At 36.7% G+C, this 26,166-nt stretch carries 21 protein-coding genes; 15 read left to right on the forward strand and 6 right to left on the reverse strand.

Annotated features, from left to right (window positions below; translation table 11 throughout):
- Nucleotides 1-56: 56 nt before the first annotated feature.
- The 4 genes from MM239_RS05695 to tilS all read right to left on the reverse strand — a co-directional run bounded on the left by MM239_RS05695 (nucleotide 57) and on the right by tilS (nucleotide 5,862).
- Nucleotides 57-2,774, reverse strand: coding sequence for a hypothetical protein (locus tag MM239_RS05695; protein ID WP_241347239.1), 2,718 nt, complete (start codon nucleotides 2,772-2,774; stop codon nucleotides 57-59).
- 149 nt (nucleotides 2,775-2,923) lie between these two features.
- Complete coding sequence (gene mdh, locus MM239_RS05700) at nucleotides 2,924-3,862, reverse strand: malate dehydrogenase (RefSeq protein ID WP_241295991.1); 939 nt, start codon at nucleotides 3,860-3,862, stop codon at nucleotides 2,924-2,926.
- 156 nt (nucleotides 3,863-4,018) lie between these two features.
- Nucleotides 4,019-4,543: a Crp/Fnr family transcriptional regulator gene (locus MM239_RS05705; RefSeq protein ID WP_241347240.1), complete on the reverse strand. Its 525-nt coding sequence runs from the start codon at nucleotides 4,541-4,543 to the stop codon at nucleotides 4,019-4,021.
- A 2-nt stretch (nucleotides 4,544-4,545) separates the two neighbouring features.
- Nucleotides 4,546-5,862 (reverse strand): tRNA lysidine(34) synthetase TilS, encoded by a 1,317-nt coding sequence (tilS, locus tag MM239_RS05710; protein WP_241347241.1) that lies wholly within the window; start codon nucleotides 5,860-5,862, stop codon nucleotides 4,546-4,548.
- Nucleotides 5,863-5,912: 50 nt separating this feature from the next.
- Here tilS and MM239_RS05715 point away from each other — a divergent pair, with 50 nt between their 5' ends.
- The 10 genes from MM239_RS05715 to MM239_RS05760 all read left to right on the forward strand — a co-directional run bounded on the left by MM239_RS05715 (nucleotide 5,913) and on the right by MM239_RS05760 (nucleotide 16,513).
- Entirely contained in the window at nucleotides 5,913-7,553 is a 1,641-nt protein-coding gene (locus tag MM239_RS05715) for an OstA-like protein (protein ID WP_241347242.1), read from the forward strand.
- A gap of 165 nt (nucleotides 7,554-7,718) precedes the next feature.
- Complete coding sequence (locus MM239_RS05720) at nucleotides 7,719-8,429, forward strand: T9SS type A sorting domain-containing protein (RefSeq protein WP_241347243.1); 711 nt, start codon at nucleotides 7,719-7,721, stop codon at nucleotides 8,427-8,429.
- Nucleotides 8,430-8,496: 67 nt separating this feature from the next.
- The gene (locus MM239_RS05725; protein WP_241347244.1) at nucleotides 8,497-9,435 is read left to right on the forward strand and encodes an outer membrane protein assembly factor BamD; all 939 of its coding nucleotides are present in this window, start codon (nucleotides 8,497-8,499) and stop codon (nucleotides 9,433-9,435) included.
- A gap of 8 nt (nucleotides 9,436-9,443) precedes the next feature.
- The gene (locus MM239_RS05730; RefSeq protein ID WP_241347245.1) at nucleotides 9,444-9,761 is read left to right on the forward strand and encodes a DNA-directed RNA polymerase subunit omega; all 318 of its coding nucleotides are present in this window, start codon (nucleotides 9,444-9,446) and stop codon (nucleotides 9,759-9,761) included.
- On the forward strand, nucleotides 9,758-10,966 hold the full coding sequence (gene coaBC / locus MM239_RS05735; RefSeq protein WP_241347246.1) for a bifunctional phosphopantothenoylcysteine decarboxylase/phosphopantothenate--cysteine ligase CoaBC: 1,209 nt from the start codon (nucleotides 9,758-9,760) through the stop codon (nucleotides 10,964-10,966). Before MM239_RS05730 ends, coaBC begins: the two co-directional genes overlap by 4 nt.
- A gap of 41 nt (nucleotides 10,967-11,007) precedes the next feature.
- A complete protein-coding gene (gene porD, locus MM239_RS05740; RefSeq protein ID WP_241347247.1) occupies nucleotides 11,008-11,910 on the forward strand; it encodes a type IX secretion system protein PorD in 903 nt (300 codons plus the stop codon).
- A 44-nt stretch (nucleotides 11,911-11,954) separates the two neighbouring features.
- The gene (gene recN / locus MM239_RS05745) at nucleotides 11,955-13,610 is read left to right on the forward strand and encodes a DNA repair protein RecN (RefSeq protein ID WP_241347248.1); all 1,656 of its coding nucleotides are present in this window, start codon (nucleotides 11,955-11,957) and stop codon (nucleotides 13,608-13,610) included.
- Nucleotides 13,611-13,686: 76 nt separating this feature from the next.
- A complete protein-coding gene (locus MM239_RS05750) occupies nucleotides 13,687-14,502 on the forward strand; it encodes an enoyl-ACP reductase FabI (protein ID WP_241347249.1) in 816 nt (271 codons plus the stop codon).
- Between the two features lie 197 nt (nucleotides 14,503-14,699).
- Complete coding sequence (locus tag MM239_RS05755) at nucleotides 14,700-15,341, forward strand: DUF2911 domain-containing protein (protein WP_241347250.1); 642 nt, start codon at nucleotides 14,700-14,702, stop codon at nucleotides 15,339-15,341.
- A 104-nt stretch (nucleotides 15,342-15,445) separates the two neighbouring features.
- Nucleotides 15,446-16,513, forward strand: coding sequence for a 6-bladed beta-propeller (locus tag MM239_RS05760; protein WP_241347251.1), 1,068 nt, complete (start codon nucleotides 15,446-15,448; stop codon nucleotides 16,511-16,513).
- A 73-nt stretch (nucleotides 16,514-16,586) separates the two neighbouring features.
- On the opposite strand, the gene truA is transcribed toward MM239_RS05760, so the two are convergent.
- Entirely contained in the window at nucleotides 16,587-17,381 is a 795-nt protein-coding gene (gene truA / locus MM239_RS05765; RefSeq protein WP_241347252.1) for a tRNA pseudouridine(38-40) synthase TruA, read from the reverse strand.
- Between the two features lie 7 nt (nucleotides 17,382-17,388).
- The gene (locus MM239_RS05770) at nucleotides 17,389-18,366 is read right to left on the reverse strand and encodes a glycoside hydrolase family 5 protein (RefSeq protein WP_241347253.1); all 978 of its coding nucleotides are present in this window, start codon (nucleotides 18,364-18,366) and stop codon (nucleotides 17,389-17,391) included.
- 572 nt (nucleotides 18,367-18,938) lie between these two features.
- On the opposite strand from MM239_RS05770, the gene MM239_RS05775 reads away from it, so the two are divergent.
- From MM239_RS05775 to MM239_RS05795, 5 genes are read left to right on the forward strand one after another with little or no spacing between them, the layout of a single operon-like run.
- Entirely contained in the window at nucleotides 18,939-19,808 is an 870-nt protein-coding gene (locus tag MM239_RS05775; RefSeq protein ID WP_241347254.1) for a sensor histidine kinase, read from the forward strand.
- A gap of 50 nt (nucleotides 19,809-19,858) precedes the next feature.
- Entirely contained in the window at nucleotides 19,859-21,856 is a 1,998-nt protein-coding gene (locus tag MM239_RS05780) for a cellulose biosynthesis cyclic di-GMP-binding regulatory protein BcsB (protein ID WP_241347255.1), read from the forward strand.
- Nucleotides 21,843-22,694 carry a hypothetical protein gene (locus tag MM239_RS05785; RefSeq protein WP_241347256.1) on the forward strand — a complete coding sequence of 284 codons (852 nt, stop codon included), beginning with the start codon at nucleotides 21,843-21,845 and terminating at the stop codon, nucleotides 22,692-22,694. Before MM239_RS05780 ends, MM239_RS05785 begins: the two co-directional genes overlap by 14 nt.
- Nucleotides 22,691-24,604 carry a glycosyltransferase family 2 protein gene (locus tag MM239_RS05790; protein ID WP_241347257.1) on the forward strand — a complete coding sequence of 638 codons (1,914 nt, stop codon included), beginning with the start codon at nucleotides 22,691-22,693 and terminating at the stop codon, nucleotides 24,602-24,604. Before MM239_RS05785 ends, MM239_RS05790 begins: the two co-directional genes overlap by 4 nt.
- On the forward strand, nucleotides 24,601-26,148 hold the full coding sequence (locus tag MM239_RS05795) for a hypothetical protein (protein WP_241347258.1): 1,548 nt from the start codon (nucleotides 24,601-24,603) through the stop codon (nucleotides 26,146-26,148). Before MM239_RS05790 ends, MM239_RS05795 begins: the two co-directional genes overlap by 4 nt.
- Nucleotides 26,149-26,166: the final 18 nt, after the last annotated feature.

The following is a 26,166-nucleotide window of genomic DNA, read 5'->3' on the forward strand; positions in this document are numbered from 1 at the left end:
ACTTTGTTCAGAAAAATTAAGACTAAAAAAACATATCGGAATACTTTATTCTAAAATCAAATAGGCAATTTATACTCAACGAGGTCTTTACCAGAGATTGCATGAATGATGTATTCATTTTGAGTGGTAGAAAAACTTACAGACAAGGGGTTTTTGGTACTTATAGGCAACGTATTGAGCATTTGACCCTTTTCATCAAAAAGGTATGCAAATTCTTGCTCCTTATCGGTAAGAATGATCAGCTGCTTGCCTGAACTATAGGAGAAGTATTGAAAACCCACATCTTCAGATATCAAGTTATAGGCAAAAACTTCATTGAAATCTTGATCTATGAAAGTCACCTTATTGAATTCATGAATTGCAAAGAGGTATTTATCATTTCTTTGATCCTTCAGCAAATGAAATTTACTTTCTTTGTCGGGCCTTACCAGTTGGTGTCTATAGGCTATTTCTCCTTTCAAATTAACACTCACTACCTCACCCATACTTGTAACTGAAATCAGACGACTTGCCGTAGCACTGCCTCGCTCTATCAAAAGATAACCTGTCTCAAACCCTTCTCCCAACTTAATAGGTGAATCCATCTGTGGCTCTCCTCTTCTACTGAAGAAGTGTACATCACCACCTCTAGTCAAGGCTATCATCTGATCACCAACACCTGCTACTCTGTGATGCGCTGGCGACACTGCCAGATTAGAATTGATTAGTAGCGGATCCCAGCCTTCAAGTGGTTCACCCTGCTTATTGAGCAGAAACAATTCTGATTGAGAAGTCCCTACAAAGAAGCGATAGTCTCGGCTGTTGTCATAGTCTACTACATTCAGGTGAGTCAAAGTCTTACCTTGAATTTCTTTTGGATAGCCATCTACAAAATTCCCTAGCCTGTCTATCAAGTATAGGCGATCTGAAGTAGCAAATAGCATCTGCAGCTTTTCATTTTTATAAAAATCAACTTGAAAAACATCTGAAATCACAGGACCATCTAAAACTTGAGAAAACACTAATTCCCCTTCACCAGAAATTAGGTGAAGTTGATAATTCTCATCTTGAACGATGAAATCCTTACTGCTATCATTGAAATTTGAAAGTACTTTTGGCCCATAAATCAACTCTTCTCTCAAGCTAAACCTCCTGTTCTCTGTCAAAGTAACTCCTTGTACCGCTCTCTGAGGCACCTTGCCATATTTGACTTCAACTAGGGAAGACTTACCCGCTTCATTCACCTGCAAACTAATAGACTCAAAAGCCTTCAAAGGTGAAGCATACCGTTCTAGAAAAACTCGCCAACTGGGTGTACACAGGTTCAAATACATTTCCCAAACTCGTGGAACTTGAATCAACATACCAAAAGATGAGTGCTTCCCAAAGTTTTCTGCAATCTCTTTGTACTGCAATGTTTTCCCCCAAGTATTGTCCGAAAAATAATCATCCAAATATAGCTTCATGGCTTTGCTGCTATTCGCAAAAACAATAAAATCTCCTAAACCTGATACGTAGGTATCTTCAAACCCCACATACTTACCTTCAAAAAGATGTGCAGGAAATTCTTCCATACCTACCACAAATATCTCTTGCCCCTGATGATAATCTATAGAACTGCTAGCTCTTTCTTCACCTTGCTGCTCCTTGCTATAAGCTTTCAAAAGCTCCAATTGACTCTTCAGATCTTGAGTTCTAAACAGTAAAACCTTATCTTGAGAGTTCAGCCCTGGAGATTCTAATCCCATAAAAAGCACATTCCCTGTCAACTTTTCTTTAAAACCTTTACTGATCAAGGACTTTTCCAATTCCCCACTAAAGGTACTTTTAAACTCAAAATTAGCGTTCTGCAACTTCCCAAGTTGTTGAATATCTTTGAAATTGTACCTAAATAATGTAGCTGTACGGTTGGAAATGAATGCTGCTGAATTTTTGAAATCGGCTGGCCCCTCTGAAAAATCCATCTTCTTACCGTGCATAAAAAATGATTGCCCTTCAAATTGTATTTTACCTTCTGCAAACTTCAGCTCATAATTTGCCGCAAACTGATTTGACACCAATTCATTTACAAGCTCAAAACCTTCCTTCCGACTCATTCCCGAAATCAACTTTGATAGCCCTAAGCTGTTCATTCTGAGCATTCCAAGACCTTTAGGTTTTTTTGATGTATTTATCAATTCAGCATTGGAAGATTTAAAATTTGGAACCCTTGAGTTTTTATAATGTCTAATGGCTTCTTCCACCAAAAAGGAGGAGTAACTAGCCACTATTACATTATTTATCTTGGCATAGCTGAGATTTCTGGGAAGATTGATGTTTTGAAGTTCATAGATTGGTACTTGGCTGTAATTTCGCTCGGTTACTTTGGATAATTCTGGCATGCTAGTTTCTAGCGCGGCGATAAAAGACCGGTCTGATTTTTTTGAGAAAGAAAGTGTAAACATAAAGTCAAACTCTTCTTTTCCAATACCATGAAGTGACACTACCAATTGATTACCTTTGAGCGACCTGTCAAGATTTCCAGATCTTCCCACCAAGCTGTCTAACCCAATCAATTGCTCTTCGGCATTTTTCAAAGCTGGTATCTCATTTAGTTTTTGCCAAAATGATTGAGTGACCATTTGATTCCAGGCCAATACTGGCTCATGCGTCTCAAAAACAAAAACTGCATCAGCTGCAATGAGATCTAACGCATCCACCTGACGATTCCCTAAGGTGCCATTATATAAAAAGTAAGCTGCTAATGCTGTAAGGACTAAGAAAATGCTGATAAGGGAAATCTTTATTTTTTGCACTTTATAGGATGATTGCTTGGTGTGACATGATCAAAACGAAAACAATGTATGCTAAATTATGAAAATAAATAGGTAGGTCAAAAATAAAAAAACCTAGAGACTAAAATGAAAATCATTAAAGTCTCTAGGTATTGTTTGACTAGGGAATATTACTTGCTTGTAATTTTCTCTAACACACTCATCACTTCTTTCACATGTCCTCTAGATACTTCAAGTAGTGCTTTTTCATCTTCATTAAGGTCAAGTTCGATAACCTTTTCGATACCATTTTTGCCCAAGATCACTGGTACACCTAGGTAGCAATCGTCAATGCCATACTCTCCATCGAGCTTGATACATACTGGGAATACTCTCTTTTGATTTTTCAAGATAGCTTCTACCATCTGTGCCGCCGCAGAACCTGGTGCATACCATGCAGAAGTACCCATCAACTTCACAAGCTCACCACCACCGAATTTTGTACGTTCGATGATTGCATCTAATTTATCTTTAGCGATAAGTTCAGTCACAGGTATACCTGCTACAGTAGTATATCTTGGTAAAGGCACCATGGTGTCACCATGTCCCCCCATTAAGATAGCTTGGATTTCTTTCGGAGAAATATCAAGTTCTTCAGCAATAAATGCTCTATATCTAGCCGTATCTAGTATTCCTGCCATTCCCATCACTTTTGTTCTAGGAAGCTTAGATGTGATATGTGCTTGGAAAGTCATTACATCTAGTGGGTTAGACACTACTATGATAATCGCATCTGGCGAATATTTCACTACATTTTCAGTCACAGACTTTACGATACCAGCATTGGTTTCGATAAGGTCATCTCTGGTCATACCCGGCTTTCTTGGTAGACCTGATGTGATTACTACTACATCTGAATTTGCAGTTTTGGAGTAGTCATTCGTGCTCCCTACAGTTCTGCTATCATATTGATTGATTGGTGCTTTTTGCCAGATATCTAGTGCCTTACCTTCGGCCACTCCTTCTTTGATGTCTACCAATACGATCTCTTCTGCAATCTCTCTGTAAGCCAACACATCTGCGCAGGTTGCTCCCACGTTACCAGCTCCAACTACGGTTACTTTTGCCATGATTTATATGTTTGTATTTAAGTTTTAATTTATTTTTTTCAAAAGTCTCGCTAAGTTATTAAACAATGGACACTTAATAAAGCCACAACAAGTATTACTTCAAAATTGGAAAAAATGTTTTGCTAAAAAGTATAGATTTCACATGCGACTCATCAATCACTCTTCTGAATCAAACATTTGTGCCAAATTGAAGAAACCGAAAGAGCCCTGATAAGATTTAAATAGCTTTTGATTATTTTGGTTATAAAACTCCGCCAACGAAGTCATAACCTTACCCCTGATTTTTGGATTGGCTTCAAATATCTCCTGAATCGAAAAGTGCGGGATCACCATCAGTTCCGCTTCTTCAGACTCTACTATGGCTGTATATATTCTTTTAGAATCTTGCAAAAGTGAGTTTTCACCAAATGCTTCTCCTGCCCTCAATTCCAAAATAGTTTCAAAATTCTCCTTAATATCAATGGTCAATTTCACCATGCCCTTCTTTACGATATAAAGCGCTTGACTTGGATCGTTACGAAAAAATACAACCTCATTTTTTTTATACTTACGCTGATGTATGGCAGGGAGAAACCTGTGCATTTCATGATGTCTGAGTCTTTCAAAGAATTTTACTTGTGATAAGAAATCAAATAACGCTAGTTCTGAGGGCGTAAATGTTTTAGAAAAAGGATTGATCATGTTCACGCTTTTTTGAAATATACAATTTTTTTACTGAAATCATCACATTTAAACCGATCACTAATTCTCAAACCGATCAGCCATACTATTTCTTCACCTGCACACATCACCTTAACATCCCTTTTTTGAATCATCGGAACCTTCATGTCTATCAATATATCAGATACTTTCTTTTCATGCTTCATTCCCAGAGGAATCATTTTGTCTCCATGAGCCCAAGTCCTGATTTCAAGCGGAAAAGCTAACTTATCCCTATCAAGCATCGCATTCTGAGATGATTTATCAATCGTAACAGGTGACTGCATGTGAAGTACCTCATATTTTTCTCCGTTGATTTGAAAAAGGATATCAGTTTCATCAATGCTGAATGCATCCATAGTTCCTTTCACCTTTCCCAATATAAAAACATCTCGATCCACATTGAGAGAATACTCACTAGAATAGAACAGCTTGCCCGTGCTTCCACTCTCGGCAACTTTTAAAATATCAGAAATATCCGCTGTAGAAAACCCATAATCTCTCAACCAATAATACAACATGGAGCTTCTTCCGGGCAGATTTATTACAGATTGCATCTCTAGGTATTGATAGCTCCCCTCATGTTTTATGGTTTCAGACTTCCATTGTTCAAAAAGGTAAAAGAATGCTTTACCTGTGTCTTTGACCCGCTGAAAACTCCCACCTAAGAGTTCTAAAGCGTTGGGGAAACCACTTTCAATTAATGGCATCATTTCATTCCTTATGAAATTCCGCTTGTAAACGTTCTTCTGATTGCTGCTATCGATTCTCCAAGGAAGCCTATGCGCTACCATGTAGGCTTCAAGTTGAGACTTCTTGAATGGCAACAAGGGACGAATCAGATGACCTCTTCTATCCGCCATCCCATACATTCCCTCAATCCCTGACCCTCTCAAAAGGTTTAAAAAAACTGTCTCCACTTGATCTTCCATATGATGTGCCACAATCACACCTGAGTAATTTCCAGACTGGTAAACATGCTCAAACCAACGGTACCTCAAGTCTCTCGCTATCATTTGAATAGATTTTCCAGGCGTTTGAAAATCAATATCACTAGCTCTCTGAACATACATTTGTACCCCCCACGTATCCGCTAGCTCACTTACAAACGCCTCATCTCCATTACTTTCCTCCCCTCTCAATCCGAAGTTATAATGCAGAAGAGAAAACTTCACGCCCGCTTCCTTGAGTAAATACCCAAGACAAGTGCTGTCTACGCCACCACTTATCGCTAATAAATAGTGATTTTCTAAATCAAAAAGATTTTTTGACCGTATATGCTGGATAAAATGTTCAACCATAGATCAAAAATATCATTTTTGCTTAAGTTTGTCGCCGAGTTAAGAATCAAATGATCAAAAAATATATAATTCCCACCTTATTTTGTCTTTTCACAACACTTGTGGCATTCAGTCAGTCTGACAATTCATTGGAAATCAAAAAGGCAGATAGGCTCATAGGTAGTGGTGGGTTCCAAAGACTTTTGGGTAATGCTGAAATGAGACACCAAAACTCTCTAATCTATTGTGATTCAGCTCACTTTTATGAAAAAGAAAACATGGCCAAACTGTATGGCAATGTTAGAATCATCGATCAGAATGATCCCGTTTCTACTGTAAGTAGATATGCCGAATACGACGGAAACACAAAAATAGCAAAGCTTAGAACCAATGTCGTATTCAAAAACGAGTCAACAACATTATACACTGAATTTCTCGATTATAATAGAGAAACTGGTATCGCAAACTATTTCAATGATGGCAAAGTAGTAGACTCCACCAATGTTTTGACAAGTAAAAACGGGGTGTATGAAACTGCTATAGAAAAAATAACTTTTACTGATGATGTGATTCTCGTGAACCCAGACTATACGCTAAAAACTAATTTCCTCATCTATTTCACAATTCCAAAAACAGCCGAAACAGTTGGTTTAACAAACATTGTATCGGCAGAAGGCAACAAACTGAATGCCCAAAAAGGAAGCTTCTATGATACTGAAAATAAAATATTCCGGTTCTATGAAGGCGATGTAGAAACTGAGACTTCTTGGGTCTATGCTGACAATCTCTACTACGACGAAAACGAACTCTATTACGAAGGAAGAGGAGATGTAGCTGTGTACAACAAAGAAAGGAAGACAGAGATTTTTGGTGATGAAGGGAAGTATTGGGAAGACAGGAAATATTCTAAAGTATATGGCAAAGCTCTTGTGAAAAAATACTTTGAGCAAGATACCATGTATATGATCGCTGACACCTTAATTTCTCAAGACAGCGAAGAAGCCGCTGAAAGATTTCTTCAAGCCTTTTACAATGTCAGAATCATCAAATCAGACCTTGCCGGCAGAGCTGATTCACTTAGTTACATTTACTCCGACTCTACAATACACCTTTATGATGACCCTGTGATTTGGAATGACAAAACTCAAATTTCGGCTGATAGCATAAGGTTCTTAATAGCAAATGAAGAAATTGAAAGGGTATTTTTAAATCGAAAAGCATTTTCCGTTTCCAAAGATACTTTGGGCCATTTCAATCAGCTGAAAGGAAGAAATATGGTTGGATACCTTGAAGATTCTCAAATCCAAAGGCTTGATGTAACTGGCAATGGAGAGTCTTTATATTTCGATCTACTCAATGACAGCACCCTAAGAGGTATAAATAAAAGCCTCTGCGCCAACATCATCATGTATTTTCAAGAAGGAAATGTCAGAAAAATCAACTATCTGGTAAAGCCTGAAGGCCAGTTCACTCCAAATCATCTCATCAAAGATGATCAAAAATCTTTGGAGGGCTTACGTTGGAGAGAGGCTGAAAAACCTAACATGGAAATCATCAAAGCTTGGCGTGATCCGATCAATCGGAGAGAAAATCAAGAGAACCTTTTTGATATACCAGAGATCGATATTCCCCTTCCGACAGATGAGGAAATTCAGAAATTAATTGAAGAAAGACTGAACTCAGACGAAATAAACAACCCCGACAAGATATAAAGTCAATAAAAAATACGGTAAACGATTAAGGCATAAAAAAATTTTAAGGAGAGTTAACAAAATTTAACCCACAAATCTTTTTAACCTGAAACCTATTCGGTAATTTTATACGTATTAGTATGAAGTAAATCAGTTAATTAGTTCAGCTTATCGTAAAAACTTTACATGAAATCTTTCCTCTTGATACTTGCATGCACATTGCTGCTGTTTCCGCTGTATTCGGAAGCACAAGTGCGCGTGTTGTCCGAAAGGGGAGAATTTATCGGTAAAATTGGCGCGACTCAGAGAAAATCTATCATTATTCAAAATGAGAGTAATGCTAAGAAGGATTATATTTTAAGATTTCTCAGGGGAAATGTCGGAACATCTCAAAAGGTGAAAATTTGTGTTGGCGATCAGTGCTACGACCCAACAAAGGAATTAAGCAAAATCAAGATAAGTCTCAAACCTGGAGAATTGGTGACTGATTTATATTTGGAATTCGATCTTGGGATAATAGAAACTAAAGGAAACTTTGAGCTTCATTTTGCAAACACAGAAAATAATAAAGACATATTTATAGTCGAATCAGTGTATAACGTTTCCAATCCAGAAAATAATTTGGATAAAACAAATCATAAAGACATTGCCATCGGTGATGTATACCCAAACCCAAGCAATAGAGTCGCACACTTAGATTACGAATACAAAAACAAAAATGCCTTGGCTAAAATCAGCATAAACAGCTTTATCGGAAACCCGGTGGCAGAATACAAACTTGATCCATCTCAGAGTACCTTAGTGATGAACATAGAAGGTCTCAGACCTGGAGTTTATTTTTATACTTTATTTGTAGAAAACAAAAATATAGTCACCAAAAAGCTCGTTGTGGAATAATAGGCTGTAGGCCAAACCGAAAGTTTGATCAAGACCAATAATTCCCTTATATTTGCACCCTGAAATTATGAAGAAATCCATTATTTATATCTTTACCTTCTCACTAATCTTAGCTTTTAGTGCCTGTGGCAAATTCTATAAGCTAGAGAAAAGTACAAATTGGGAAGAATTATACGAAGCTGCAAATAAGTATTACGAAAAGGGAGAGTACAACAAAGCCATTATTCTATACGATAGAGTCTTACCTGTAATCAGGGGAAGTGAAAGGGCCGAATTAGCAGATTTCAATTATGCCTATAGCCACTTTAGAACAAAAAGGTACATAGAGGCAGCAGGCTATTTCAACACTTTCTACCAAACATACAGCAGAAGCCCAATGGCCGAAGAAGCTATGTTTATGAATGCGTATTCGCTATATCTTGATGCACCAGATTACAATCTTGATCAAAAAAGCAGCAAAGATGCAGTAAATGCCATACAGCTATTCATCAACAAATTCCCACAGTCAGACTCTTATGAACGAGCAATGGGAATGATTGATGATTTGCAAAGAAGATTCGAGGAGAAAGCATACAAAGAATCATCCATGTACCTAAGACTAACGGAAGGTTTGTTCCCAGGTGATTTCTACAGGGCTTGTATCATCAATTTTCAGAATTTTGCCAAAAATTACCCAGATAGTAAGTACAACGAAGAACTAGCATTCAGACTTGTTGACGTATCTTTTAGCTACGCAGAGCGAAGCAATTTCGATAAAAAAGAAGATAGACTCAAAGACGCTATTAAGTTTGCAGAGCAATTCAAAAGAAAATATCCAGAAAGTAAATACTTATCTCAAGTAGACGCATTGTCACTAAAGACAACAAAAGAGTACGATAAATTCATCGTGATGAAGAAAGAGTACGATGAGCGACTAGCCAAGTACAAAGAAGAAGAGGCAGCAAGAGCTGTTTCAATCGAAGGAGAAGAGGTAAGAACTATCCCATTAACAGAAACAAATAATTAAAAATCGATATGGCAATCAATCCATCCATCATCACCAGAGATTTGGACAAAGTCGCAGAACCTACTGGAAATATCTATGAATCAATCCATGTAATCGGACAAAGAGCTAAGCAAATATCTTCAACACAAAAAGAAGAATTGACGAGTAAACTGTCTGAATTTGCTTCTACAGTGGATAATTTGGAAGAAGTATTTGAAAACAAGGAGCAGATCGAGATCTCTAAATTCTATGAAAGAATGCCAAAGCCATCAACCTTGGCAATGGAAGAATTCATGGAATCAAAAGTATATTATAGACATACTGAAGCTGATAACAGCGAAAAATGAAACTAAAAGGTAAACGAATTTTATTGGGCATAAGTGGCAGTATAGCAGCTTACAAATCAGCCAATTTGACTCGATTACTTATCAAAGAAGGAGCAGAAGTACAGGTTATAGCCAGTGCTTCTGCTCTTGACTTTATTACCCCGATCACACTGGCCACACTTTCAAAGAAACCTGTCTTATCCACTTTTGAAAAAAATCAGGCTGGGGAATGGAATAACCATGTAGAGCTGGGACTATGGGCGGATCTTTTCATCATAGCTCCGATCACAGCAAATACTTTGGCCAAATTCGCTAATGGATTGTGTGACAACCTACTTTCAGCGGTGTACCTATCAGCAAGATGCCCAGTTATGATAGCTCCAGCAATGGACTTGGACATGTACGTGCATCCCTCCGTCCGCAACAACTTACAGACGATGAGATCCTATGGGCATGTAGTGCTTGATGCTGCTTCAGGAGAACTAGCGTCTGGACTTTCTGGTCAAGGCCGTATGGTTGAGCCAGAGTTGATTTTATCATCAGCTATTAGACATTTTGAAGAAAAAAATATTTTTTCGGGCACGAAAGTTCTCATCACTTCTGGACCAACGCAAGAAGCCATAGACCCTGTTAGGTTTATCAGTAACCATTCCAGTGGAAAAATGGGAGCAGCACTCGCTGACGCATTTGCCAATGCTGGAGCAGAAGTACATGTAGTATTGGGAAAAGGAGCGGCTCGTCCCGTAAACCAGAAAATCCAAATAAGTCAAATCACCTCAGCTCAGCAGATGTATGAGGCTTGCTTGCATATTCACAGTCAAGTAGATATCGCTATATTTGCGGCGGCAGTTGCTGATTATGCACCTAAAACTATCGCATCCGAAAAAATCAAAAAATCTGGTGATGTGATGACCATAGAAATGGTCAAAAATGTAGACATAGCAAAAGAGCTTGGTGGATTAAAGAAACAACATCAAATCCATGTCGGCTTTGCTCTGGAGACAGAAAATGAGCATGCAAATGCAAAGGACAAGCTAAAGAAAAAAAACTTTGACCTTATTGTGCTTAACTCTATGCGTGAAACTGGCGCTGGCTTTCAGGTTGATACCAACAAAGTAACAATCTACAATCAATTTGACCAAAGTGTTACTTCTGAGCTTTTGCCCAAACCAGAAATTGCTTCCTTGATATTACAAGCTATTCAAGATTTACCAAAATCAGTTTAAACTTTTTTTTAACTTTACACAGTCACGAAAGCTTTGCTGTAATGAAAAGATTTATTTTAGGAGTTCTACTTATTGCTTTACCCCTGATTTCAAATGGGCAAGAGCTCAATTTTCAAGTAATCATAAATAGTGATCGCGCAAGGACTCAGGAAAAAGACGTTTTCGAAAACATGAAAAATACGTTTGAGCAATTTCTCAATGGGCGAAATTGGACAAATGAAGAATTTCGAGCATCCGAAAGAATCAAGGGTAACATGCTCATCACAATCAATGATATGCCTCAAGTAGGGGTATACAATGCTACAGTCCAAATCCAAGTAGTAAGACCAATATATGGGACAGGATACGAGTCTATGTTACTTAATTTCGGGGATAGAAACTGGTCTTTTGAATTCATATTAAATCAGCCCTTGGAGTTCAACAGGTTTTCATATTTAAACAACATTTCTTCCCTTCTTGCCTATTATGCTTATATGGCTATTGGGATAGATTTTGATTCCTTTTCTCTTAGAGGAGGCGATCAATACTTTGAAATAGCCAACAATATCGTCAATAATGCACAGCAATCGAATCGTGCAGGATGGAGTCAAAGCCCAAATGATCGTAGAAATAGATACTGGCTGATCAATGATATCTATGCTTCATCGGTCTATGCTCCCATTAGAGAAGCATATTACCTCTACCATCGTAAGGGCATGGATCTACTAAACAAAAAACCAGAGGAAGCATTTAAAAACATGCTAGAAGCTATCCGTAAAGTGGAAGAAGCAAATACAGCTCAGCCAAATGGCATATTTACTATTTCTTTTATGGATGCTAAAAGTGATGAAATCAGCAAGATTTTTAAGAAAGCTCCTTTAGAAATAAGACAAGAAGCTGTAGAAATCCTCCTCAAAGTTGATCCAAACAACGCCAGAAAATACAACGACCTCCTGAAAGGTTAAAGACATTTTATTAGATTTACAAGTCTGAATAATAAACACACTTCATGCTCAAATCCCTTAGCATTGCAAACTACGCACTGATACAGTCATTAGAAATGAATCCATGTAGATCTTTGAATATGATCACTGGAGAAACTGGTGCTGGGAAATCCATCATGCTGGGTGCAGTGGGCTTATTACTTGGAAATAGAGCAGACACTAAAGCCCTTTTTGATGAATCGAAAAAGTGTATCGTAGAGGGTGAGTTTGACATCCAGGCTTATGGCTTGCAGCATTTTTTCCAAAATGAAGACTTAGATTTTGACCAAAGCTGTATCATTAGGCGGGATATTAGTCCCAATGGAAAGTCTCGGGCATTTATCAATGATAGCCCTGTAAAGCTTGAGGTTCTCAAAGAGCTTGGAAAGTCTCTCATGGACATCCATTCGCAACACGACAGTTTACAGCTTGGGGAAGGTGCTTATCAGCTAAGCTTACTGGATGCTTATACCAATACAAAGTCCGAACTATTGGCATACAAAACGGCATTCGGTGAATATCATCAGGCTAAAAAAGCTTTTGAGAAACTTAAAGCAGAAGCCCAAGAACTGAAAAAAGAAGCTGACTTCAATCAGTTTCAACTTAATGAACTTTCTAGCCTCTCACTTCAGTCAGGAGAGCAAGAAGAACTAGAGTCCTCACAAGAGATCCTTGAAAATGCCGAAGAAATCAAAAGCAAAATTGCAGAAGTCCTTGGTTACCTACAGGACGATCAATTTGGTGCTTTTAATATCATGAGTCAAGCCTCTATTTCTTTGCAACAACTTAGCAAAATAGCGCATAAGTTTGACGCTTACAGGGAGAGGTATCAAAGTGCACTCATCGAGCTAAGAGATATTGCTGCTGGATTGGAAGACGAAGATGGTCAAGTTGAGGTAGATTTTGAAAAGTTAGAAGTTACAAGAGATAGGTTGAGTAAAATCTATCTTCTTCAACAAAAGCACGGATTGGAGTCTGTAGATGACCTTATATTATTAGAAAAATCCTTAGCAGAAAAAGCTTTTCAGATTGAAAACCTAGAAGACTCGCTCAATCAGCTTGAAAAAGACAAAGAAACCAAACTTAAAGAACTGAATAGGGTCGGCAATCTGCTTAGTATAAAAAGGAAATCTGGATTCAAAGAATTCTCAACGGAATTGGGCCATTTACTCCATCAGCTTGGAATGGAAAATGCGAGCATTGACTTTACCCATGAAGTGATCGCTCCTACTTCAACAGGACTTGACCAGATAGACTTACTTTTCTCTGCAAATAAAGGTGTAAAACCGCAAGCACTTCGACAGGTCGCCTCCGGCGGAGAGTTTTCCAGGCTTATTTTTGCCATAAAATATATCATGGCAGATAAAATGGCGCTGCCTACTTTGATATTTGACGAAATAGACACGGGTGTCTCAGGTGAGGTTGCCCTTCAGATGGTCAGGATGATGCAGCAAATTGCAAAAACACATCAAGTGATTTGCATCAGCCATTTACCGCAAGTAGCCGCTAAAGGAGAACAGCATTACTTTGTATTCAAGGACAACAGCAGTGCAAGAACAGTGTCAAAAATAAAGTTGCTCAATACCGAGGATCGTATCCTAGAAATCGCCAAAATGATAGCAGGATCAAACCCTTCCGAAAGCGCCATTGCAAGTGCAAAGGAATTGCTTAAAACAGCTTAAAAAGCTTCAAGTGTATTGATCAATTTTTTTTATGTATTTTTACCCCTTCAAAGAAGAACTAAAATCTATTAATATTATGCCTGAGAATTTACTTAAAGGAAAAATCGGTATCATCACTGGTGCTTTGGATGAGAACTCAATCGCTTGGAAAACAGCACTCAAAGCCAAAGAACAAGGTGCTAAATTTGTATTGACCAATGCACCTATCGCAATGAGAATGGGAGCAATCAACGAGTTGGCTCAAGAATGTAACACCATTGTGATCCCGGCTGATGCCACTTCCTTGGAGGATTTAGAAAAACTTTATTCAGAAGCCAAAGAATATCTCGGTGGTAATTTTGACTTCTTGCTACATTCAATAGGCATGTCTCCAAATATCCGTAAGGGCAGATCTTATGGCGATTTGAATTATGACTGGGCAATGAAATCATATGATGTATCAGCAGTATCATTCCACAAAATGATGCATGTAGCCGAGAAAATGGACATCATGAATGAGTGGGGATCCATTATGGGACTTTCCTATATAGCAGCTCAGCGTGTGTATCCTTTCTACACTGACATGGCTGATGCCAAGGCTTTGCTAGAGAGCATTGCAAGAGGGTATGGTTATAGATATGGAAAACTTAAAAAAGTCAGGGTAAATACCATCTCACAATCACCTACAAAAACTACAGCAGGAACAGGAATTGGCGGATTTGATACATTTTTCAATTTTGCAGATAAAATGTCTCCACTTGGAAATGCGTCAGCAGAGGCTTGTGCTGATTATATCATCACGATGTTCTCTGACTTAACTAGGTATGTCACCATGCAGAACCTTTTCCACGATGGAGGATACTCTTTCACAGGGATTTCCGAGGATTTGATGGAAGGTTTTAAGGAAGAGTAATAAGAAAGACTTTAAATCCGTCCCTTTAGCTATCGGGACGGAGGTTGTCCCAAGATTTGAAAGATTTAAAAAGCTTGTCCAATCCCGAAACTCGAAACAAGATCTTGCAGTTTGATTTCAATTCACACTTATTCCAAATATATCGCCGGAGGCATATTTCTACTCAATATCGCGAAGCATATATCAATTTATATATCATGAAAAAAACACTTATCACAATACTTTCTGCTTCACTACTATTCTCCTGTGGTGGTGAACAAAAAGAAGCCACTGAAGTAACACTCGAAGAACCCTCTGAGGAGCTTTCTAACTTAGAGAAAGAGCATCTACCCGAAAAGGTAGCATATGCTGATAGTGTCAATGCTGGACTTCTCGAAGACACATTCAAAGGAAGTGCAAGAAGAGAAGCACAAGCTTCAATCGGCGATGCCATAGTCACAGTCAACTATGGATCTCCGGGTAAAAGAGGCAGAGTGATCTGGAATGGCCTGGTGTCATATGACCAGGTGTGGGTGAGCGGTTCTCATTGGGCTACTGCTGTGACATTTTCAGAAGACATGGTGATCAATGAAGTTGAGATACCAGCAGGTATGTATGCATTCTTTACCATTCCAGGAAGAGAAACTTGGACATTGATTTTGAATAAAAATTATGATCAACACCTTGCGGACTCTTATGAAGAGTCTGAAGATGTCGTAAGAATTGAGGTACCTGCCCAATCACTAGACCAGGAGGTTCAAAGGCTGACTTATGAAGTAGAAAGTATCTCAGATACCGAAGGAGCTATCTCCCTCAGTTGGGATCAGGTCAAAGTTAGCATGCCATTTAGCATCAAATAATCTCAAAGCTGTCCGAAAGGGCAGCTTTTTTTTTAGGGAAACAATTCATTTAAAAGTTAATTAGGGCAAATTGATACCTATACCTAAAAGTCAATTTAAAAAACATGAACATAAAAACCGCTTTATGCTTGATTTGGATTTGCTCATCTCTATGTTTTGGCTGTGATCAAAACCAAACGGATACGCTCCCCATGATTGAAGTTGACCTTAAAAAATCAGATGAATTATCGCTGTCCGATGTCACTAAAGATGTCAATTTGATCCGATTGGAAACTACTATAGACTCCTATATAATCAATCTAACAGATTTACTTCACTTTAATGACAAGTTATACATCAAATCTTCAAATCAAAAGGTTTTGGTGTTTGACATGGATGGTAATTACATTCAGAGGCTTGGTAAAGAAGGTGATGGTCCTGGGGAATATAGGTTTGTCAAATCAATCATGGTCAATGAACAAACAAATGAAATCTATGTGGCTTCGACTAGAAAAGTTTTGGTCTACTCGCCCAATCATGACTTGAAAAGAGAAGTATTATTAGAAAATTCATGGGACTATATAGGCTTTTTTGAAGGCAAAATGTACTCCGTAGAGCATAAGTATAGCATACCAATCGAAAATGGCTTTGCAAGCTATACCAGCCTTTATGAAATCAACTCGGAACTCTCAATCATCGATACACTTTTTGTACGAGAGGTGATTCGACCGAATAAAACTGCATCCGCATATACACACAATCACTATTTGTCCATCATAGATAATGATGCTTACTTTTATGCTTCAGTATTTACCAATGAAAAAATTCACAGAGACACTTTATACCAAATTAAGGAAAGTAGCGTATCACCACACTTAAAATTGGATTTCGGACAACTAGTACTTAATGAGAAAGGCATAAAATCAACTTTGATTTATAACATCATTCATTCGAAATCCTATATCATCTGTGAGTATTCTCATAACGGCAATAAAATGCTATTCCTTTATAACAAGAAGGCTTCAAAGGGGTACAACTTGAAAGAAGGTATTCTAGATGAAAAAGGTAGCCCAGTTATACTGCGACCTTTTGACTTGTCCAATGATACATTTTACTTCGTAAAAAACTCAGAATATACTAGCCGATCTATTGAGGAATCTAACCCAATTATTGGCATAGTTACACTAAAGTAGATTCTTACAAGTACTTAATCTTTTGAAAGTTTATCCCAAGTAGGTAAAAAAGACTAGGTATTAATAAATAAAATTAAATACGCTTCACCCCCTTAAATTCCACTTCATAGAGCACCAAGCCATTTGCAGGAACCTTCCCACACAAAGGGCTAACCTCAGCACTTTCTAGAGCCGCTTGAATCTCTATTTCACTAATCTCCCCAAGACCCAGTACCAGTAAAGCTCCCATCATTAGCCTAACTTGATGCATCAAAAATCCTTTTCCTTTTACCCTATAGCAATATCTATTCACTTCAGAACCATCAGATAAAATCACCCTATCTTCCAAAATCTCAGACTCAAAAATCTGTCTTCGATAATTGTCCGATTGCTTACCTTTGGCGCAGAACCTCCTAAAATCATGCTCACCTTCGAAAAGACCTGCTACTGATTGCATTCGTTTCACATCCAGATCTCCCTGAAACAATGTCAGGTTACCTGCTCCAAAAGGATGAAACTTCTCCCCTATAGCAAAGTAATACCTGTACTCTTTAGCAGCTACATCTTGTATGATATTGAAGTCTAAAGAAACCCTTTCACCTTCCATCAGTCTGATATCATCTGGGAGATTTTGATTGACTTTTACAATAAAATCATCTAGATCAACTTCTTCAACATTAAAAAGTTCAAACGCTCCTCTATGACAAGAAACCCCAGAGTCAGTCCTACCCGCACTTAAAACCGTGAAATCTTCATGCCCCAACACATACCTAATCACACGCTCTAATCTACCTTGAATGGTCTTCAAGCCAGGTTGTTTTTGCCAACCATGATAGCGAAGGCCAAGGTATTGAATATAAAAAAGGTAGGTAAAGGGTCTTGTTTGCATTCTTAAATTACTTATTTGACAAGTTCATGATCTCTTTAACCCCAAAGTTACCCTCCCATTCCCATAAAAATGATGGTATACTATATTTTCTTAGTATTTGACTTACATCATTCAAATAATTTATCCGTGACTCTCTATCTGCATTTTCTGTAACACCATATTCAGTACACCAAATAATCACATCGTGAGTCTTTGCCCAGTTGAAGATTTGAGAAATCTTGTCCTCTACAGCTACAATATTCCCTGTCTTGTCGTAATCTCTAAAATTCACTTCTCCTGAAGTACCTTTGACTTTAGTGTTCATTACTGGCATCATTTCTTCATCATAGGGATAAGGTATTCCCACGGTAGCATGTTGATCTCCAGTCCAAGAAGTCCCTTGATGAGTAAATATATATGGCTCATAATAATGGAAAGTGTAAATCAGGTTTTTAAAGGGATAAGGTTTCATCCTACTCAATTCAAACATACTATTGGCGTTTGAAGCACCAACAATAATTGAAATTTCATTATTCCGTTTTCTAATTTCTGATAGAATTGACATAGAGGCTTTGTACCATGAAGATGGAGAAATAGTTGGTTCATTTACAATTTCTAAAAAAACACCCTTTGTGTTCTTAGGTAAAATATCCAAAACAGCCATCCATTGATCTATAATTTGAAAAGTTCCCTCTTCTAAATGCTCTTCAGATAATTGATGATCAAAATTTGCTAAGATTAATTCAATTTTCACCTTAGCACAAGATCGAAGTAATCTCCTAAGCTTTTTGCCAAAGTCTGGGTCTGATTTCAAGTGATACCTAAAGGAAATCGGCAGGCGAACAGCTTTTAGACCTAAATCTTCCACTCTCTTGATCTCCCTTTCAAGTTTGCTCACATCAAAGGTAGGACAATCCCACGTCCTTTCATTACCTGTCAAATTCACTCCATATGCACTTGATATAGACAATACTTGTGCGCTACTTGTAAAAGCAAGACTAGTCATTACGGAAATAATAATTAAATAGCAACTATTTTTCATACGCAAAATTACCCATAAGTGAAATAAAATTTTATATTTGAATTGAATTTAGCTAAAATATGGAGACCACTCTTTATCCAACAAATCAAGTTCCTAAAGAAATACAAAGTCACTATGATAAAAAATCATGGGATTCGGGCAACTATGTATACTGGGGTATCACTAGTATATTGCTAGGTCTATTTATTTTGGAATTTTTTATCTTAAAATCCATTTGGCATACAACACTTTTGTTTAAATCAATTTTAATTGGGTTAGCTTTTATAATGTATCACCTATTAAAAAAACATTCCCCAACCCCCAATGTACTGGTTTTAATCTATGTTTCTTTATTTTCTGTCTATTGTATAACAATTATACATATTGAAGTTGGGTTTATAGTAACTCTATACTTCGCTATCTTAACCTTGGTAATTAGTGTCACCAATTACCTGATGTTGTGGGAGTCCAAGTTTTCAATTATCGAAATCCTTGTTGTATGTTTTATCTTTTTGACTTTCCAATGGTTGAATCAATTTACAAACTTATGGGAAGTAATGGCTTTAGGAGGATATGTGTTCTTTTTATTTATCATTCTTACCTCCTTTATTCCAGATGCACGAAAGAGGAACTATCTACTCAATATTGACAGGGATTTAAAAAAGAATAACATCATAAACAATCTCAACATAAAAGTCAATGAGCTTCAAGTTCAAATGGAAGAAATCCAGCAACTTAATAAGATTGACAGAGAGAAAGAAAAAATCCTACGTCACGACCTAAAAAACAAAATCAGTAATATCATAGGCTTGTCTCAATTAATTGACGGTCAGGAAGCCGAGGAAGATCAGATGTATATCCAACTTCTTAGAGATGTCAGTACAGATCTACTCAAATATGCGGATAGTCTTTATAGCAAAAATGAAGAGAAATTAAAATCACCATTGAACATCAATCTAGAACTTCTCAATATATACGCAGCTTTCAGAAAGTCTAAAAATGAAATGAAGGCTAAGCTCGAAAAAAAGGGCATCGAACTGATTTTACCTGAAAGCGACCCTCAAACCTATATTGAAGCTGACCTTTTGATTATCAACAATATTTTGGAAAACATCCTAAATTATCTTATTGACTGGTCAAATATTCAAAGTAAAATAATTGTATCTTTTGTTGAGAGCCAACCGAATTTGAAGGTTCAAATAGAGGCACCATCTACCCAAGTTAGTCCAGAAAAACTAAATAATATTTTTATGCCAATTGAAAATTTTGAATTCACTTCAAGTTTCGCAAAACCCAAAGGACTTGGACTTCAAATTGCAAAAAGTATGACTGAAAAACTAGGAGGATACTTTAAATACCAAACCAACTTAAATGGTGGTGTGACTTTTAAGCTTGAATTTAAATCTCCTGAAAAATCAGCATCATGAGGTCAAAACACATACTTATTGTTTTATTTTTCTTTTGTAATGCTTTTGTAATGGCTAAAGATCCAGTCAAAAGATCATTTACAGAATTTGGATATCCAAAAAGCACCATCTCATTTGGTGAAAAAAGTGGTGCTGAATTTTATTTCAAAAATGACCCTTTGAGGGATCTTGCTCAAAGTGGATTTTTTTTAGAAATCCTTGTCTCACCATCTATCCAAAAAGAGAAAAGTAAAATAGGTATAAAACTAGACAATAATCCTGTATTAGAGATAGATTTAAGAGAGCAATCTGACACCATACAAGTCTTTGTTCCTTTACAAAATAGTACGTCCGAATCAGGTTATACTAAATTGAGTATCGAGCCATCATTTAGAACTACTAATGATGATTGCATGGATATTGACCAAAAAGGCACTTGGTTCAGCATCTCGGAAAATTCGTATTTTCAAGATAAAATGAAAGAGCCTAATTCTGAATATAAAGAATGGACCATATCTGAATTTCTACCTAGTGCTCAGGCGATTTTAATCCCAAAGGCAAATCTAGAGTCCTATGCTAATACCATTTCTCATCTTCATTTTTTCTTTCTGAACACCCAAGGCAGAAATCTTTCATTGAAATTCTTAGAAGATGCAGAGCCTTTGGATTTTCACCATGCTGTACTGTTAGGTGAGCCCTCAGCAATTCGAAATGGCTTACCTGATTCATTTGTAAGCAAGAAAAAAATAGAAACTTCGGGATTATCTATCCATACTTTTGAATTTTCAGACTCTTTAAAAAGTGAACCTATCTTCCTAAACAATCTCTTTATCTTGGGACAAAAACCATACGATTTAGATCAATTGATTCAAGTTTTGTTTACAGATTTTGGAAAGAGTGTTTTTTTAAATCAATCCTTATCAATTATTGATAAAAAGCACCATGTCGATCCAGTTTATAGGTTTGATATTGGGAAGAGTTATAATCTTGCTGCACTAGGATTAAATGAAGAAGTGATCAATGGAAAAGGGCGTATGCGAAAAAACATCCCCATTCCAGAATTTTTAGCTAAACAGGCTCTGAACACAATATCATTTAATATCTCGGTCAATCACACCCCTATAAAAACTACTGAAAAGGCTTATTTAAATATTTTTATCAATAACAAACTTCTCCAAACTTACCAACTAGACGGAAATGGAGTAATAGAGAAGACTATTGATTCAAGAAAAGCTCAACTTGGGGCAAGTAATTATATCGGTTTTGAATTTATTTACATCCCTGAAGGTGGAATGTGTGATCAAGATGCTCCAGATTTCTTTGCACAAATCGATCCTTCAAATTCATCTGTCAGCTTTCAATACCACAATAAAATTCCTGAAACCTTTCATGCATTCCCAGCAAATTTTGCTGGGAGTGAAGTAGACTTAATTTATGATTACCAATTAACTTTAGAAGATATCCCTAATTTTTCTAAGCTCATTAGTCTATTAAATCTAAGGGACACAAAAGCATTAGGCATATACTTACCAAGAGTAAGCAGCTTAAAAAACAGTCGAGATTCACTTCTCAACAAGAATTTAATACTACTATCAAGGTCTGACAACAACTTTGAGGAAATTCTTCAAAGTAACTCATATGTTGAATTTTCACAATCGAGAGTAAATTATAGATCAGATGAACTTGACACATTCTTTGGTTTTGTTTCTGACAAACCCCTGAATTACGTTCAATTAACTAATAATAAAGGAAATAAAATTCTAAAATTTAACCTCTTTTCAAAGGACAGGATGGCCTTTGAAAGACTTTTGGATGGATTTAGAGAACAATACCTCACAAATACTGGTAATGTTATGATTTCTAACTCAGAAAGATATTTCTTTTTTGATTTGAGTCAATCTGATCTAAAGAAGCAGAAATCGGAAAGTGAGGTCAGATTTATCTCATTTTGGAGCAGTTATAGAATCCTTATCATCAGTATGCTAGCCGCATTATTCATCGTATTACTCATTTACATTTATAAGAAATCACGCTTTGCTCAAAAATCTATTGAAGATGCAAGAAAATAAATTATGCTGTTTGATAATTCTATTGATGTTGGTTGGGATAGCTCAAAGCTATGCGCAAAATCCATGGCAACAGGATAAAGGCGAAGCATTGATTTCTCCATTTGTCAGCCATTATAGGGCAACAGCATTTAGGTCTAGAGATGGGGAAAAGATTCCATTCCAAGACCAAGGGTTGTTTACCAATTATAACCCCCGTATGTATTTTTCTTTACCACTGAATGGCTATAAAGTGAATTTTTTTGGATCAATTCCTTTATTCATAAATAGATTTGATGACACACAACAACGTCAACGTAATGTAGATCTTGGCGATCTGGAGCTGGGAGCGAGATTTCACCTGAGACAGATGAAAAACCATTACCTCATGGGGGCATTGACGGCATTCATCCCTGCCTATCAAAACAACAACCTTCCTTATGCTGGTTTCGGAAGGTTTGGAATGGAAGGAAGGTTAATATTAGCTGGCAACTCCCCTTGGTTGGGGGAAAGTAACAACTTTCATAAGGTGGAAGGAGCGTTTAGACAATTTTTCCCTGGAGGGCCTTCTCAAATCAGGCTATTTTCCTCCCAAGGTATCCGATTCGCACCAAAAACAGTACTTCTTGGAGAAATCGATGGAATGTTCTCTTTCAGCAGGGAGAGTCAATTTTTCGAAAACAATCTTCAACTGGTGTCAGATTTCACGATGGTAAAGGCCTCTCTAAATATTGGTTATGAGTTCACTCCTGAATTCTCTTTATATGGTGGATTATTTCATGATATTTTGAATAGAAACTCTGGTATAGGAAGTGGCTTTCAAGTATTCTCAGTTATTCGAATGAAATCTAAAGTAAAATGAGACTAGAATATTATAGAAAATCATTGTTTCAGGAAAAGGCCAAGCTTAATACTATCCAAATAGAAGAAATTGAGCGCTTGGAAAGAAAACTTAAACAAAGCTTTCTAAAAATAGCACTTAACTTTGGCTATCTAAGTAGAAGTGCTTGGAGACAAACTTTGATAGATTCTGATATTGAACTGTACCAGTTTGATTATAATTCTTTACTACCGATTGAAAAGAGTAAACTTATTCAGGAAAACCTGCACCAGTTCTTAGATGCATTGATTTTTCCTATAAAACAAACTGATGATCAGCTTCACGTTATTCTATGTGACCCTTCAGACGGCATTAATATAAATAGAATTGAAGCTATTTTGGGTCAGAAGATAAATAGTTTTGAAATTGCCGAGGATTTAGATGTGTTAAAAGCTTTGCATGTCACTTATGGGGCAGAATACCTAGACAAAGCCGTGTTTGGCATCTATGATAGTGATAGAGAAAGTTGTGCTATTGAGACATTTACAAAACCTCAGCTATACTTTTTGGGAATACTATTTTCGATTGGACTTTCATTTTTTTTCTTTTTCCCTATAGGAACTGCCATTACTATAAACATCGTACTAAACTTACTCCTCTTTATTTCAATTTCATTTAAGTTTGTTCTCACACTTTATGGATCCAAGTTTGAGGTTGCCAAGAAGATAAATCCTGATGAACTAGAGGCCATTGACGACAAGGAATTACCATTTTACACCATTTTACTTCCTGTTTTCAAGGAATCAGAAGTTATTCATAAGCTCGTCTATAATCTCAAAAACCTTGACTACCCTCTAGAAAAGCTGGACATAAAACTCTTGATCGAGTCGGATGACGAAATGACCTATAATGCAGTAAAAAACATGAATTTCCCTTGTGTTTTTGAACCTGTAATCATCCCCTATGCTCAGCCAAAGACTAAACCAAAAGCGTGTAATTATGGGCTATACTTTAGTAAAGGTAAATACCTCACAATATATGATGCTGAGGATATTCCTGACAACAACCAATTAAAACTGGTCTACACACTTTTCAAAAAAATCAGTGAAGAATATGTTGTCGTCCAATGTGCTTTAAATTATTTCAATAAAAAAGAAAATATCCTCACGCGATTGTTCACACTTGAGTATTCCTACTGGTTTGATTACATGTTGCCTGGCTTAGACAATCTAGATGTTCCGATACCACTCGGCGGCACATCGAACCACTTCCGATTTGACAAGTTGATGGAATTAGGTGGATGGGATGGATTCAATGTGACAGAGGATGCAGATTTAGGTTTAAGAGCTTATGCCAAATCCTATAAAGTCACTGTGCTTGACTCTACTACCCTTGAAGAGGCTAATAATGATTTTTTCAATTGGATTCGCCAAAGATCAAGGTGGATCAAAGGATATATGCAGACCTTTTTGGTACACATGCGTAATCCCCTGAAGCTTTACAAAAAAGTGGGATTAAAAGGGTTTCTCTCTTTCCAATTCTTTATTGGAGGTACCTTTTTCACTTTTCTTGTTTATCCAATATTACTAACCTTTCTCCTGTTCATACTCTTTTTATACACTGGTATTTTGGATAAAATGGTATTTTGGAATGAGATTGAAATCAGTGAAATCATCCTAGACAATGTTCGACTGTTTTTTCCTGACTGGCTTGTAATCTTATCAGTGTTCAATTTTGTAGTTGGCAACCTGATGATGATATATGTGAACATGATTGCTGTATTCCGAAGAAAAGCTTATAGTTTGATGTTGTTTTCATTGATCAATCCATTTTACTGGCTTATGCACTCAGTGTCTGCTTATAAAGGTTTGATTCAATTAATCACTAAACCATTCTATTGGGAAAAAACTAATCATGGTTTGACAAAAGCAACCAAAGGGCCTGTACAATGAAATCAAAAAAAATCATATATTTCCTCACTTGGCTGCTATTAAGTTGTGGGTATCTTATGCTGAGCTACTGGCTTCAGCAAAGGGGTTACTACAATTTGGAATCATACTTTATAGACTATAAAAAACTCATTACATTGATGGATGAAGATAGCCTTTTGAGAACTGTATATTTCACGGAGCCATTTCTCTTGTTTTTAGGTTCTTCTCTTTTTGGTTTCCCCAAATTCATTGGTTCTACATATATTTTCAATGCATTTATTATTGGATGGCTCTCAAACCACCTCATTCATAAATCCATCTCAAATCAAAAAATCCCTTCTTATCTGATTGTATATATTATTTTTAGTCCTGTAATTGTGTACGCTGGGATTTCGGGAGGAAGCTTGGCTTTATATTTATTGTTCCATTACCTTTTTTTCACATTAGTGTTAAAATATACCGAAACCTATTCTGTATTTCATCTTACACTTTTGAGTATTCTTATTGGCGTATTTATCCTTCTCAACCTCGAAGTGCTAAAATTGATACTCCTTTTAATCCCTATATTCTTTTTTAGTAGTTTTCACAAAGCAAAAGGAATTTCAGGATCCTTTTATAATCGAGCTTCTCTCATTCTGAGCAATGATTCTCAAAGGAGAAAATTCTTCTCAAGTTTCTTTTCTTCAATCTTCGTTGTGGCTTTTATCCCGCTGATGGGCTTAACTACTTTTCTTATTTTGAATAAGGTTTTTGCAGGGAGTACTTTCTATTTTATGGAAAGTTATGGTAATAACTGGAACAGCTACTCAACAATATTCCCTTTCATTGCTGAAGTTGAAAAATACAGCCCATTTATCGCTTCGAACACACCTTACTATCTTTTTAGCTTTTTATCAGTTTCATTACTTACAGTTTTCCAAATTTTCAATTATGGAGGTGTTAAGGCTAAAAGTATATTGATGCTATTGGCAATTTTATTTTTGCTTTCTGAAATTCAAGAGTTTAAAATCGAAAAGTTAAACATTCAATACCTTAGTTTGCTTTCTGGAGCAGGTATTGCCTCAGCATTTTTCTTCAGAAAGGACTTCCAAAAACCTAGCAAATTAAACTACCTGCTTATTTCAATTATTGCCACTTTAGGAATTTACCTTCAATGGCAATATTTCAACATCAGCATTCAAGAAAATGAAAATCTCTTTGCCAAATCTATCGTAGATCCACAAGAGGGTATAAGAGTAAAAAGCATAGACAGTTTTGAAAAAACATTCAAAAAACTACCTTCAGGAAGGATATTGATTGATGATGCTATTTTCTACCCAGAACTCACAACGCTACCAAAGGGTTTTGTATGGGAAGGCCACTTTAGTTCAAGTTATCAACAAGCTTTGCAGATTCCTGAATTATATGCTGATTATGTGGTGATGACCAAAAGTACCCATCCACTATACTTAGATGACATTGTAGCTACAGCATTCAAAAGGTTAGATTTACTTCAAGTAAGAACTAGCTTAGCGCTATTATTTGAGGATGATTTTATGGAAATCTACAAAATTCAAAAAAAATGAGGGTTAAAAAGTAAACCT

This window comes from Belliella filtrata (assembly GCF_022549775.1).
In the GTDB taxonomy this organism is placed as follows: Bacteria; Bacteroidota; Bacteroidia; order Cytophagales; family Cyclobacteriaceae; genus Belliella; species Belliella filtrata.

What these genes read in the sequence shown, in the direction of transcription:
- mdh (WP_241295991.1), bottom strand. Translation starts at nt 3,862, where the DNA reads ATGGCAAAAGTAACCGTAGTTGGAGCTGGTAACGTGGGAGCAACCTGC.
- MM239_RS05705 (WP_241347240.1), bottom strand. Translation starts at nt 4,543, where the DNA reads ATGATCAATCCTTTTTCTAAAACATTTACGCCCTCAGAACTAGCGTTA.
- tilS (WP_241347241.1), bottom strand. Translation starts at nt 5,862, where the DNA reads ATGGTTGAACATTTTATCCAGCATATACGGTCAAAAAATCTTTTTGAT.
- MM239_RS05715 (WP_241347242.1), top strand. Translation starts at nt 5,913, where the DNA reads ATGATCAAAAAATATATAATTCCCACCTTATTTTGTCTTTTCACAACA.
- MM239_RS05720 (WP_241347243.1), top strand. Translation starts at nt 7,719, where the DNA reads ATGAAATCTTTCCTCTTGATACTTGCATGCACATTGCTGCTGTTTCCG.
- MM239_RS05725 (WP_241347244.1), top strand. Translation starts at nt 8,497, where the DNA reads ATGAAGAAATCCATTATTTATATCTTTACCTTCTCACTAATCTTAGCT.
- MM239_RS05730 (WP_241347245.1), top strand. Translation starts at nt 9,444, where the DNA reads ATGGCAATCAATCCATCCATCATCACCAGAGATTTGGACAAAGTCGCA.
- coaBC (WP_241347246.1), top strand. Translation starts at nt 9,758, where the DNA reads ATGAAACTAAAAGGTAAACGAATTTTATTGGGCATAAGTGGCAGTATA.
- porD (WP_241347247.1), top strand. Translation starts at nt 11,008, where the DNA reads ATGAAAAGATTTATTTTAGGAGTTCTACTTATTGCTTTACCCCTGATT.
- recN (WP_241347248.1), top strand. Translation starts at nt 11,955, where the DNA reads ATGCTCAAATCCCTTAGCATTGCAAACTACGCACTGATACAGTCATTA.
- MM239_RS05750 (WP_241347249.1), top strand. Translation starts at nt 13,687, where the DNA reads ATGCCTGAGAATTTACTTAAAGGAAAAATCGGTATCATCACTGGTGCT.
- MM239_RS05755 (WP_241347250.1), top strand. Translation starts at nt 14,700, where the DNA reads ATGAAAAAAACACTTATCACAATACTTTCTGCTTCACTACTATTCTCC.
- MM239_RS05760 (WP_241347251.1), top strand. Translation starts at nt 15,446, where the DNA reads ATGAACATAAAAACCGCTTTATGCTTGATTTGGATTTGCTCATCTCTA.
- truA (WP_241347252.1), bottom strand. Translation starts at nt 17,381, where the DNA reads ATGCAAACAAGACCCTTTACCTACCTTTTTTATATTCAATACCTTGGC.
- MM239_RS05770 (WP_241347253.1), bottom strand. Translation starts at nt 18,366, where the DNA reads ATGACTAGTCTTGCTTTTACAAGTAGCGCACAAGTATTGTCTATATCA.
- MM239_RS05775 (WP_241347254.1), top strand. Translation starts at nt 18,939, where the DNA reads ATGGCTTTAGGAGGATATGTGTTCTTTTTATTTATCATTCTTACCTCC.
- MM239_RS05780 (WP_241347255.1), top strand. Translation starts at nt 19,859, where the DNA reads ATGGCTAAAGATCCAGTCAAAAGATCATTTACAGAATTTGGATATCCA.
- MM239_RS05785 (WP_241347256.1), top strand. Translation starts at nt 21,843, where the DNA reads ATGCAAGAAAATAAATTATGCTGTTTGATAATTCTATTGATGTTGGTT.
- MM239_RS05790 (WP_241347257.1), top strand. Translation starts at nt 22,691, where the DNA reads ATGAGACTAGAATATTATAGAAAATCATTGTTTCAGGAAAAGGCCAAG.
- MM239_RS05795 (WP_241347258.1), top strand. Translation starts at nt 24,601, where the DNA reads ATGAAATCAAAAAAAATCATATATTTCCTCACTTGGCTGCTATTAAGT.